We start from the raw sequence: 12,554 nt of genomic DNA, 5'->3' as shown, positions 1-12,554 counted from the left end.
ATATTATGAATTTCAATTACTGGTTTTAACCATCACATCTTCATTCCTGCCATTGGATCACTTCCTTTTCGGAACTTATATTCGCTGTTTATGGCGTAAGCTCCAGTAATTACCACTTTTTTTGAAGTATCTAAATCAGATTTGATTTCGATCATTCCATTGGTTTCGATTCCAGTTTCTACCATAACATTTTCAAACACCCCTGGTCTTTTTTCAACCCAAATATAGGAAGCATTTTCGTCTTGGATTACCGCATCAATTGGTATAAAAAGACCTTTAACATTGGATTGCGTTAATTTAACTGCCGCCTGCATTCCAGGTTTTAATTGTAAACCTTGATTGGGAATTTCCATTCGGATTAAAATCAATCGAGTGTCGGGATTGATTTCAGGATTGATAAAGGCAACTCGGGTCTTTATTATTTTATCCGGGAAATCAGTAAAAGTAACACTAGCTATTTGACCTATTTTTAGACTTTTCACATAGTTTACGTTTACTTGTGTTTCCAACCAAAGGCTGTTTAGATCAGCTAGTTTTATTATGGCTCCTCCTTCCATCACATAACTTCCTTCGGTGGCAATAATTTCTGAAACTGTTCCGCTATAAGTGCTGTAAAAAATTGTATTTGGTGAAACATCTTTATTGGTTTTAATGCTTTCAATTTGGGCATTGGTAAGACCGTAAAACAGCAATTTTTGCTTCGCACTGGCTAGCATATTTTTTGCGTTTTTTCCAAAATCTCCCGGCATTGACAGTTGCTTGTACGCCGTCAAATAATCCTGTTTGGCTATGGCGATATCTTCACTGTACAATTCATAAACAGCTTGATTTTTGGCAACATAATCTCCAACTGTCTTGAAAAACAATTTTTCAATTCGCCCCATCGCTCTTGATGAAACTGAATTGATTTTCTCTTGATTAATTGCCAAAGTACCTATATAACTTTGTTTTAAACTGCTTTGGGATGCCACAATGGACTGCGTGCTAATATTACCCAATCGAATTTGCGGTTTACTCAAGCTTATTTCATTAGGATCTTCATCATTTTTTTTTGTTGGAGATAATGTCATGTGACAAATGGGACATTTCCCTGGTTTGTCTTCTTTTACCTGTGGATCCATAGAGCAAGTGTAAAAAATGGTTTTGTCTGCCATTTCGTGACCATTATGGTTCTCTTTATTTTTGGAATTACAAGCTACTAAAAATATCATTAGTAGAATACTGATTTTTTTAATCGTTCTCATCCTTATTCGGTTTTGATGAAGCTTTCGCTATCAATTAGATATTGCGCGTTTTTGACAATTGTATCTCCTGCAGAAATACCTCCAATAATTTGAACAGAATCATCTATTTCTATACCCGTTTGTATGGCTGTTGCTTTGAATCCGTTGTCCATTTTAACAAAAACTATTTTTTTCTCACCCAAGCTAACCAAAGCTTGCTTTTGCAACCAAATAGCCTTTGCTGAATTTAATTGTACAACGCCTTGCAATCTCGCACCTATGGGTAATTCATAATTTTCATTATTCAGATATACCCGAATTTTATTGGTTTTATCCGTAGGATTTAATTGTGTTTCCACAAAATTTATTTTTGAGTAAATGATGTTCTTTTCATCCAATTCAGAAGTAATATCAATAGACTGATTGGTTTTAATTAGGCTATTGTTCCCTTGTAAAATATTGAAAACACCCCAAACTTTAACGGTATTCATCAACTTGAAAACAATTTGCCCTTTTTTAACATAACTTCCTTCTTTTATGTCCAATGTTTCGGTATTGCTACTTGCACTAGACATTGAAGAAATATTTGAATTAGCCATCTTTTCGGTTCCAGTAATAATTCCGTTAGCAGGACTATAAATAGCAATTATAGGATTCACTTTCTTAGCGGAAGCCAATGCATTTATCTGATTGTTTGTCATACCATAAAGCAATAATTTCTGTTTGGCCGAATTAATAATCGATGTGTTTTGACTATCATTGGAAATCAAATAGATAAAATTCTGTTGTTCAGTTAATAATTCAGGACTGTACAATTCAAATATCTTTTGCCCTCTTGTGACTCTTTGGTACTTATAATTGACGTACATTTTTTCAATTCGACCACTTATTCTGGCTGAGATATTTACCGCCGAATTCAAATCGTAAGTTACTATTCCAGGTAAACTGATTTCACTACGTATAACTGTGTCTTTTGCAATTGTGGTTTCATAATTACCTACGACAAAATTATCGGTACGTTTCAAAAGGTCGTCAATAGAATCATTTTTTTCGGAATGATCTTCGGTAACTTTTTCAACTAATGTCATTCCGCAAATAGGACAACTACCGGGTTTATCTCGAATGATTTCAGGATGCATTGAACAAGTGTAAACCTCATTTTGATGGTCCATTTCAGAATGTTTATCTGATTTTTTGCTAAAGAAATAAATTCCAGTTCCAACCAAAACTACGACCAAAAATAGTATTGCAAATTTTAAATATCTGTTCATAATTTTTCGGTTTCAAGTTGTTTTTCGATTTGCACTTGTGTTGTTAAAATCGATTTTAATTTGTCTAAAGCATCAATTTGTGTCATATTCATTGCTTCCCAAGCTTCTAACGCCACGAATAAATCTCCGGTATTGTTTTGCCAAGCTAGAATGGCGGTATCATAGTTTCGTTTTAATGCAGGAATAATATTCTCTTGTGTAATTTGGTATTGTTTTTTTAGGTTCAAAAACTCAGTATTCATGCCTTTTATCATTCCGCTTGCTTCGGTCGCAATCATTTGCTTTTGCCAATCCAAACTTTCGTTTTTTATGCGATAACTTTCCATATTGGCCTTATTCATTTTGGTAGACCAAGCCATAGGAATAGTCACCATTCCCATCAATGAAAATTGCTGTGGCTGATTCCCAAAAGCAAACATATGATCGTATTTTACGCCAAATTCTGGTCTTGTACCTGCTTTCTCTACCTCAATTTTAAAGTTGTTAATTTCTTTAGTTTTATCAATTGCTTTAATATCGCTTCGGTTGTTAATATAGGAAGACAAATCAGTTTCAAAAAGATTGAAATCTTTAATTTCATAATTGGAATCAATTTCAAAGTCCTCATTTTTATCACGAGCCATTAAGGTATTGAGCATATATTTCCGTTGTGACACATCATTTTCCAACATTACAATCATACTTTGCAAAGTGGCGTATTGCGATTTGGCCTTATAATACGATGATAATTTGTCCATATTATACTGGTAGCGTATTTCCATACTTTTAATCATGTAATTCAGGAGCTGAAGATTGTCTTGAGCTATCTTTATTTTTTTATTAATGATAATCCATTCAAAATAATAGGTTTTGGCTAATGCATTTAGCTGATTTAATGTAAAATTTTTATTTTCACTTTCGACCAATGACATGGCTTTCATCAAATTTTCATTTGCATTTAACTTAGAAGCATTCGGAATCATTTGGGTAACGCCTAACATATAATTCCCCATTCCCGGTCCCATTTCATTGGCTTTCCATAAATTGGCATTGTAAGGCGTCATAAAGAAACCCGTTTCTACTTGTGGTGCCATCCAACTTCTGGCGCCTTTGGCAGAAGCATCCATACTTTGAATATCGGCATCATACATTTTTAATTGTGGATTATTTGTTCTGATGGTACTCAAAACATTATCCAAAGTAAGTGTTTGGGCTTTACTATTTGCAAAGCTTAAAATCAAACAACTTAGAGCGATATAAAATTTATTCTTTAACATCTATCAGATTTATTTTTCCTTTTGTTCTCAATTCGTGAAGTTTCACCATTTCAAAAACAACGGGGGTTACTAATAATACATAAATCGTTGAAGTAATTGTCCCGCCTATGAGCGGAACAGTGATTGGGAGCATTACATCGGCTCCTGTTCCCGTTGCCCAAAGAATGGGTATTAATCCAAATAATGAAACCGAAACGGTCATCAATTTTGGACGCAATCGCTTGGCAGAACCTTCAATGATATATTCTCTTACTATTTCTTCTGTCAAGGTTTCTTTGGTATTTCCGTGTTTGGCAACCATTTTATTCATAGCATCATTGAGATAAATGGTAATCAACATAGCCGTTTCGACAGCCAAACCAAACAAAGCAATGAAACCTACGGCTACCGCAACCGACAAATTAATCCCATAAAAATAGACCATAAAAACACCCCCGATTAATGCAAACGGAACTGTTATCATAGTAATTAAAGCCTCTTTCATAGAATGATAGGTGAAGTATAAAATGAGGAAAATAATCACAACAACAATTGGTAAAATTAAACTCAACGTTTTATTGGCTCTGATTTGATTTTCCCACTGACCACTCCATTCCACATAATATCCTTTGGGCATTTTGGTAATCATTTCATTCAGTTTTGCCTGTGCTTCTTTAACCGTACTTCCTAAATCACGGTCTCGAACATTAAACAATACACTACCACGGAGCATTGCATTTTCGCTGTTTATCATGGGTGGACCATCGCTTATTTTTACATCGGCAACCGTTTCTAAGGGAATTGGACCAAATTCCATTGTTTGTACTTGGAGTTTTTTTAAGGCCTCAATACTGTTTCGGTATTCTTGTGCATATCGCGCATTGACCGAGAAACGCTGTCTTCCCTCGATGGTTGTGGTGAGTTTCATTCCGCCAATAGATGCTTCAACAACTGTATTTATGTCATCAATAGAAAGTCCATATCTGCCTATGACTTCACGTTTGGGTATAATGTCTATGTATTTCCCCCCTGTAATGGGTTCGGCATACAAATCTTTAACTCCCGAGGTTCCCTCCAAAGCCATTTTTATCTTTTGTGATAAAGCATTGATGGTGTCTAAACTTTCTCCGTAAATTTTTATACCCACATCGGTTCTGATACCAGTAGAAAGCATATTGATACGGTTAATAATAGGTTGCGTAAAACCATTGGTAACTCCCGGAATTTGCAGTTTGTTGTTGATTTCATTTATAATATCCGCTTTCTTTTTACCATCTCTCCATTCGTTGCGGGGTTTTAGCAAAACAATTGTTTCAATCATACTCACCGGACTGTTATCGGTTGCTGTATTGGCTCTACCTGCTTTTCCCAAAACATTGGCCACTTCGGGAATTGATTTTATCAATCGATCCTGAACCTGCAAAATCCGTTTCACTTCAGAATTGGACACATCAGGCAAAGTTACTGGCATAAACAAAATGGAGCCTTCGTCGAGCGGAGGCATAAATTCTGAACCCAAACGAGTAAACATCAATACGCCAATCAGCAGTGCCACAATATTGACAGCCAAAACTGTTTTCCTCCATTTCAAACAAAGCGTTAAAATGGGCGTGTAAATACTTTCCAATTTTCTGTTTATCGGATTTTTGTTTTCTGTACGAAGTTTGCCTTTGAGTAAAAAGCTAATCAACACAGGTGTAAGCGTAATCGCAAAAAAAGCATCCACAATTAGTATAAACGATTTTGTCCAAGCCAATGGACTGAACAGTTTGCCTTCCATGCCTGTAAGCAGGAACACGGGTAAAAAAGATGCAATTACGATTATTGTCGAATAAAACACACCGGGCCCAACCAATTTGGAAGAAGCTTCAATAAGTTTCAGTTTCTCCTCCGAAGTCAGCGGATCGTTTTCTTTTTTGAATATATTTTTCAGTTTATCTTTCATTTTTTAATATTTAGGGGAGACAAAAAATAGTGCATCTTTAAGAGTTTCTATTCCCCTTTAGGGATTAGGGGCTTCTTCCTGTTTCTCCGAAATTGTCCTGTACGCATTCTCGACCATTACAATTCCATCGTCAACCAAAACACCTATCGCCAAAGCAATTCCTGTAAGAGACATTATATTTGAAGATATCCCAAATGCCTGTAGAAAAATAAAGGCAACTGCAACAGATATCGGTATTTGAATCAAGATAATTAAAGCACTTCTCCAATGAAAAAGAAAAAGCAATACCACTATTGAAACGGCAATCATTTCTTCAAATAGTGTTCCTTTAACGGATTCGATTGCTTTCTCAATCAATTCGCTTCTGTCGTAAGAGGTTTTAAAAGTTACGCCCTCAGGCAATCCTTTCTCCACTTCTTTCATTTTAGCTTTGACTGCTTTTATTACTTTGTCTGCATTCTCTCCGTATCGCATCACTACAATACCACCGACGACTTCTCCTGTGCCATTTTCATCAAAAATTCCCAAACGCAAATCACCTCCCATTTGGATTGAACCAATGTCTTTTACCCTCACTGGAATAGAATTGTAATTTTTGATGGCAATTTCTTCTACGTCTTTTATGTTCTTTATATAACCTAAACCTCTAATGATGTATGACATATCACTCATTTCAAATTTCCGTCCTCCAACATCATTATTATTGGCTTTGACAGCATTCATCACTTCCATCATACTGACTTTGTAATGCTGCATTTTCAAAGGATCTAAAACCAATTGATATTGTTTTTCAAAACCTCCAAAAGAAGCTACTTCAGCAACTCCGGGAACGGTTTGCAAGGCAAATTTCACATACCAATCTTGCAAGGCTCTTTGCTCGCCTAAGTCCATACCATTGGCATTTAAGTGATACCAAAAAACATGACCAACACCTGTACCATCAGGCCCAAGCGTAGGAACCACATTTTGTGGCAGCAGCCGTTGGGCATAATTGAGCCTTTCTAAAACTCTTGTTTTTGCCCAATAAATATCAACGTTGTCCTCAAAAACAATATAGACGAAACTCATTCCAAACATAGAAGCACCGCGAATGTTCTTAACTTTTGGAATTCCCTGAAGATTTGAAACCAAAGGATAGGTTACTTGAGATTCGATAACTTGCGGGCTTCTTCCCATCCACTCCGTAAATACAATTACTTGATTTTCGGATAAATCGGGAATGGCATCTATAGGATTTTGTTGCACACTATAAACGCCCCAAGCAAATAAACAGGCCGAAACGAGCAAGACAACAAATCTATTTTTTAATGAAAATGATATTAATTTTTCTACCATAATGTTTTGGATAAATTTCCCTTTCAGAATAAATACTCCGGAAGGGAAATGAATTATTTCACTTCTACAGTCAATTTCATTCCACATTTTGGACATTTGTCATTTAGTTTGCCTTTAGCTTCTGGATGCATCGGACAAGCATAAACTTTATCAGTGACTGTGGTGTCTTTTACTATCATTGTTGAATCTTTCATTGTCATTGTTGAATCATGTTCCATCATTGGAGCATTTTTAGTTTCAATTTCTTTGTTTTTTTGGTTACAAGAAACCAATGTAAATGCCATAATTAAGGCTAAAAGGATTGCATTTTTCATTTTTATAAATTTTAGTAAACAGAGAATTGACTAAGCCAAAAGATTCGATTTAGTGAATTTTCGTTTTGTTTTTAGTTTAAATAATATTGAATTAAATAGGCTATAGAATAATAAAACAATAGTAAAAACTATGATTTAATAATTCAGTTAACCGATAATAGAATTGATTTTTAAAGCAAAAATTGCTTTGAATTTGACACACTTATGGCTATCAAAATCTGATTTAGCATATTTTTGGTATAAGCCATAAAGAATTGAAACCAGAAGAAATGTTGGTTTCATAGTTGCAAAAACCTTGTTTTCCTGAAGAGAAATTAAAACGATTAATAGTACTATTCCATTCAGCAATCGAAACAGAGCTATTACAAGAGGAAGCACAACCACATTTTGAATGATTGCATTTACCGCCACAACCATCATTGTTTTTGCTTTTTGAATGACTGTCTTTTTTGCAACAATCGTCATTGCACATTTTGGAAGAAATCTCTTTTCTAGAAGAATGATTTGCAGAATTCATTTCACATGCAAAAACATCACCTGGCGTCAGTAAGAAGCCAAACAGTATTAGTATTAAAATGTGAAATTTATTCATTTTTGTTTTCTTAATTTCAATTCAAATTTAATTAATTTATTTTGATTGATTCCTAATAAGGTGTTAAAAACGTAATACAGATAAATCAAAAAGGATGTTTATAAATTACAAAAGCCTTTTTCGAATCCAATCTAAAATTTCATTCTCTGAATCCGAACAGCATTTAAAATAGCCAATAATGCCACTCCAACATCGGCAAAAACTGCTTCCCACATTGTTGCCAAACCTCCAGCACCGAGGATTAAAACAACGGCTTTCACTACAAATGCCATCGTGATATTCTGCCAAACGATTTTTTTAGTTTGCTTTCCAATGTTTATTGCGGTATAAATTTTTGAAGGCTGGTCGTTTTGAATGACAATATCAGCCGTTTCGATAGTAGCATCACTTCCCAACCCGCCCATTGCGATTCCAGCATCGGCAAGTGCAATCACAGGCGCATCATTTACGCCATCACCAACAAAAGCGACTTTTAAATTTTGTGCTTTTAATGCTTCAACTTGTTCCGCTTTATTTTCTGGCAATAAATCTCCATAAGCCAATTCGATATTCAGTTCTTTTGCAACAGCATCAACAACAGCTTGCTTATCACCCGAAAGCATTATGGTTTTAACATTTATTTTATGCAAACTTTGAATAGCTACTTTGGAATCTTCTTTTATTTCATCGGCGATTAAAAAATAGCCCGAATACACTTTATTAATAGCTACAACTATAATGGTAAATGGCGAATTATCCAGTTCCAAATCATAATTAATATTGAATTTCTTCATTAAATTTACATTCCCAACTATTATTTCTCTATCATTTATTTTCCCTTTGAGTCCATGCCCTGCGATTTCTTCAACTTCAGTAACTTTTAAAGTTGGATCTAATCCTTTTACATATTCCACAATAGCAGTTCCCACAGGATGTGTAGATTTAGATTCTATTGCCGCAGTATATTGAACCAAATCTTGTTCCGAAATACCAGCAGCCACCACTTTTTGAACAGTAAATACCCCTTTGGTCAACGTTCCTGTTTTATCCAAAACAACTACTTGAATTGCTGCCATTATATCCAGAAAATTGGAACCTTTGAATAGAATTCCATTTTTGCTCGCGGCTCCAATTCCCCCAAAATACCCCAAAGGAATAGAAATCACCAAAGCACATGGACAAGAAATCACCAAGAAAACCAAGGATCGATACAGCCAATCACTGAACACATAATGGGCAACAAAAAACATAGGTACCAAACAAATTGCTAGTGCCAGATAGACTATAATTGGTGTATATAGGTTGGCAAACTTTCGAATAAACAATTCGGTTGGTGCTTTTTTGGTAGTTGCTTCTTGCACCATTTCCAAAATTTTAGAGAGCTTGCTATCATTATAAGCAGTCGTAACTTGGACTTCTGCAACAGTATTCAAGTTAATCATTCCTGCTAAAACAGTATCATTTTTTTTGTTTGTATTTGGCTTACTTTCACCTGTTAAAGCTGCAGTATTGAAAGTAGCACTTTCAGAAAGCAACTTTCCATCTAAAGCTAATTTTTCTCCCGGTTTTAATTGAATAATTGCTCCAATGCTAATTTCGGAAGCTTTTTTTGATATTATGTTATGTCCTTCTAAAACAGTTGCAAAATCAGGTCTTTGGTCTAATAATAATTTTATATTGGACTTAGCCTTTTTCACCGCTATCCCCTGAAAATTCTCACCAATACCGTAAAATAACATCACTGCAACTCCTTCAGGGAATTGCTCAATGGCAAATGCTCCTAACGTCGCTATTACCATCAATGAAAATTCTGAAAAAAATTGTCCGTTTTTAATACTCTCAAAAGTTTCTTTTAAAACGGGTAAACCAACCGGAATGTAAGCAACAATATACCAGCCTATTCGAACCCAATCTGTGAACCAAGTTTGAGGAAAATAATTATCGAAAACAATTCCTATCAGCAATAAGCAAAAAGAAATTACAGATGGTAAGAACATTTGATAATAGCTTCCCTCTCCGTGTGAATGATTGTGATCGTGACCATCTCCGTCATTATGATTTTGCGACGCACTATCAATCGAACAACAGCTTGAATTGTTTTTTTTTGCACTTGTTTTTTCTTTAATGGTACAACACGACTCTTTGCCATTTATATCTTGCTTTTCCATTTGTTTCATATCCAGATACTATTTATTTTTTATAGGAACTTAGCATCGCTATTCTCTATTTGTGATTGTGATTGTGATTAAAAAATCTGTTGATTTTATATTATTCTCTTTTTGTATTCGATAAAAAACAAGAAGTAAGCAATAACGAATGCTGTTGCTATAGCTGTAACCAAAAAGGTTGTATTTGCACCAAATTCATACCAAATAATTCCCGTCAACGAACTGGCAATCATAGCGCAAATACTTTGAAATGCTGAATACGTTCCAATTGCTGTTGCTGTATCCTTTTTATCAGAAACGTTACTAATCTAGGCTTTTGAAATACCTTCAGTTGCCGCAGCATATATTCCATAAATAAAAAACAATGAAGCAATAATGTAAATATTGGTACTAAGCGCCATTCCGAAATATACTATCGAAAATAACAAAAGTCCAAAAACAAACATTTTCTTGAGCCCTATTTTATCAGCGTAAAAACCTAATGGAAAAGCGCAAAGAGCATAGACTAAATTATAGAAAATATAAACTCCAATAACCGACGTATCATTTAAACCCGCTTGCTTGGCCTTTAGCAATAAAAAAACATCCGAACTGTTAAATACCGCGAAAGCCAAAAGTCCTATCAGTATTTTGCGATACCGCAACGGACTAGTTTTCCAATACTTCAGAAAAGACAAAAAAGAAGTTTTCTTTACTTCGGGTAAACTCTTTTTGTTTTTATCTTTCAAAAAAAAAGAAGAAGCTATTGCTAATAAACCAGGTATAAAAGCAATATAAAAAAGTGTTTTGTATTGCTGTGGATAAAAATAGAGATACAATAATGCCAAAGTGGGTTCAAAAACAGCACCAAAAGTATCCATAGAACGATGTAATCCAAATATCTTTCCTTTGGTCTCGACAGTTGCTTCATCCGATAGTATGGCATCTCTTGCAGCTGTACGAATCCCTTTTCCGAATCGATCCATTGCCCGCGAGAAGAAAATCCATATTGGAAATGAAAAAATGGCCATCATTGGCTTTGAAATCGAACTTAGTGCATATCCCAGTTGTACAAAAGGAATGCGTTTCCCTGAATCATCCGATAATTTCCCAAAATAACCTTTACTTAAACCTGCTAAAGCTTCTGCAAAACCTTCTAAAACCCCTATTAAAACAATTGAAAACCCTATTGTTTTTAAATAAATAGGCATTATGGGATACAACATTTCACTAGCAGTGTCAGTAAACAAACTGATTAAAGAGAGTATCCAAACTGTTCTAGAAATAGACTTAAATACTTTCATTTTCAATATCCTTAACATTCATTAACAAAAATAGGCATTATATCTATTCTTCTTCTCCGCTCCCTTTGGTTAGTTCCGATAATAAATAATATGCACCTTTGATTACCACTTTTGCATTCTCAGGAACTACATCAATTACCTTAACTTCTGTAAAGCCTAAATCTGAAGTGCCAATAGTCACTTTTATTTGTTGAAACCTGTTTTTTCCTATTGAAATAAAAATAAAATGATCATTGCCATTGTTGACAATAGCTTCCGTTGGCAGTGCCGTTGTGTTGTTATTATCAATTTTTACACGTGCTTCTACATACATTCCTGGCAACAGCGTTTCGGTTATCTCATTCATTTTGGCATGTACCAATACCGCTTGTTCATTTGGTTCAAATGCTTTATTGATAGCATAAATCTTGGCTGGATGTGTATGCGAAATATCATTCGCATCACTAAATAGTATTTCTTGTCCAATTTTTATTTTGTGAATATCCTTTTCAAAAACTTTTAAATCCAAATGTAAAAAACGATTGTCAATGATTTCAAACAATACAGCATTTGCGTCGGCATATTTACCCATACTCAAATTAATATGCTGTATATATCCGCTTATAGGTGCCGAAATAGCGATGCTTGAGGCAATGTTTTTTGACGATAACTTATTTGCGTTGATACCCAATTGCATCAATTTGGAACGTAAAGTTTCTTTTTTTGCTTGTGCAATCTGTAATTCTCTTTGAGCCTGCTGATAGGTTTTACCAGCATTTATATTATCGTCTCTCAACTCTTTTTGGCGTTGGTACTCTTTTTCTAAATAATTAAGGTTGGCATTATTTTCTAAATAATCTTGCTGCAATTGTATCACTTCAGTATTGGCAATTGTTGCCAGCGTTTTCCCTGCGGTCACATATTCTCCTTCTTGAACCAAAATGTTTCTTACAACACCACCCATCAATATACTCACTTGCGATTGATGTTGTGGAGGTAACGATAATTTTCCATTAATTTTTAAGGTTGTGGTTAAGTTTTTATTTTCAAAATTACCTAAATGTAAGTCTACCGCCTTTATTTGTGCATCTGTAAAAGTCACAACTGATTTATCTTCTACTACCTCTTTCGAATCATTAACTATTGGTATTTTATCTGCATTATTTTTACAGGAGAATAGAGCTAAAACAAGAAAGAATAAGGTTGCTATATTATTTTTCATTACTGTAT

General features: G+C 34.7%; 8 protein-coding genes and 1 pseudogene. All 9 read right to left on the bottom strand.

Going from position 1 to position 12,554, the window contains the following annotated elements; genetic code table 11:
- Positions 1–32: 32 nt before the first annotated feature.
- Entirely contained in the window at positions 33–1,244 is a 1,212-nt protein-coding gene (locus tag KZH69_RS16810; protein WP_219318644.1) for an efflux RND transporter periplasmic adaptor subunit, read from the bottom strand.
- Positions 1,245–1,246: 2 nt separating this feature from the next.
- Positions 1,247–2,494, bottom strand: coding sequence for a heavy metal-binding domain-containing protein (locus KZH69_RS16805; RefSeq protein WP_219318643.1), 1,248 nt, complete (start codon positions 2,492–2,494; stop codon positions 1,247–1,249).
- Positions 2,491–3,750: a TolC family protein gene (locus KZH69_RS16800; RefSeq protein WP_219318642.1), complete on the bottom strand. Its 1,260-nt coding sequence runs from the start codon at positions 3,748–3,750 to the stop codon at positions 2,491–2,493. The genes KZH69_RS16805 and KZH69_RS16800 overlap by 4 nt, the downstream gene beginning before the upstream one ends.
- Positions 3,737–7,009, bottom strand: a pseudogene (locus tag KZH69_RS20560) (efflux RND transporter permease subunit). The gene KZH69_RS16800 and the pseudogene KZH69_RS20560 overlap by 14 nt, the downstream one beginning before the upstream one ends.
- A 53-nt stretch (positions 7,010–7,062) precedes the next feature.
- Entirely contained in the window at positions 7,063–7,323 is a 261-nt protein-coding gene (locus tag KZH69_RS16785; RefSeq protein WP_219318639.1) for a heavy metal-binding domain-containing protein, read from the bottom strand.
- Positions 7,324–7,546: 223 nt separating this feature from the next.
- Positions 7,547–7,915 (bottom strand): hypothetical protein, encoded by a 369-nt coding sequence (locus KZH69_RS16780; protein WP_219318638.1) that lies wholly within the window; start codon positions 7,913–7,915, stop codon positions 7,547–7,549.
- Positions 7,916–8,046: 131 nt separating this feature from the next.
- The gene (locus tag KZH69_RS16775; protein ID WP_219318637.1) at positions 8,047–10,071 is read right to left on the bottom strand and encodes a heavy metal translocating P-type ATPase; all 2,025 of its coding nucleotides are present in this window, start codon (positions 10,069–10,071) and stop codon (positions 8,047–8,049) included.
- 299 nt (positions 10,072–10,370) lie between these two features.
- Positions 10,371–11,345 (bottom strand): MFS transporter, encoded by a 975-nt coding sequence (locus KZH69_RS16770; RefSeq protein WP_255558361.1) that lies wholly within the window; start codon positions 11,343–11,345, stop codon positions 10,371–10,373.
- Between the two features lie 43 nt (positions 11,346–11,388).
- Entirely contained in the window at positions 11,389–12,546 is a 1,158-nt protein-coding gene (locus KZH69_RS16765; protein WP_219318636.1) for an efflux RND transporter periplasmic adaptor subunit, read from the bottom strand.
- Positions 12,547–12,554 lie beyond the last annotated feature (8 nt).

Origin of the sequence: Flavobacterium taihuense (assembly GCF_019351435.1) — a bacterium.
In the GTDB taxonomy this organism is placed as follows: Bacteria; Bacteroidota; Bacteroidia; order Flavobacteriales; family Flavobacteriaceae; genus Flavobacterium; species Flavobacterium taihuense.
Note: the sequence above shows the minus strand (reverse complement) of the source record. Positions and strands in the feature narration are given on the sequence as shown.

What these genes read in the sequence shown, in the direction of transcription:
- KZH69_RS16810 (WP_219318644.1), bottom strand. Translation starts at nt 1,244, where the DNA reads ATGAGAACGATTAAAAAAATCAGTATTCTACTAATGATATTTTTAGTA.
- KZH69_RS16805 (WP_219318643.1), bottom strand. Translation starts at nt 2,494, where the DNA reads ATGAACAGATATTTAAAATTTGCAATACTATTTTTGGTCGTAGTTTTG.
- KZH69_RS16800 (WP_219318642.1), bottom strand. Translation starts at nt 3,750, where the DNA reads ATGTTAAAGAATAAATTTTATATCGCTCTAAGTTGTTTGATTTTAAGC.
- KZH69_RS16785 (WP_219318639.1), bottom strand. Translation starts at nt 7,323, where the DNA reads ATGAAAAATGCAATCCTTTTAGCCTTAATTATGGCATTTACATTGGTT.
- KZH69_RS16780 (WP_219318638.1), bottom strand. Translation starts at nt 7,915, where the DNA reads ATGAATAAATTTCACATTTTAATACTAATACTGTTTGGCTTCTTACTG.
- KZH69_RS16775 (WP_219318637.1), bottom strand. Translation starts at nt 10,071, where the DNA reads ATGAAACAAATGGAAAAGCAAGATATAAATGGCAAAGAGTCGTGTTGT.
- KZH69_RS16770 (WP_255558361.1), bottom strand. Translation starts at nt 11,345, where the DNA reads ATGAAAGTATTTAAGTCTATTTCTAGAACAGTTTGGATACTCTCTTTA.
- KZH69_RS16765 (WP_219318636.1), bottom strand. Translation starts at nt 12,546, where the DNA reads ATGAAAAATAATATAGCAACCTTATTCTTTCTTGTTTTAGCTCTATTC.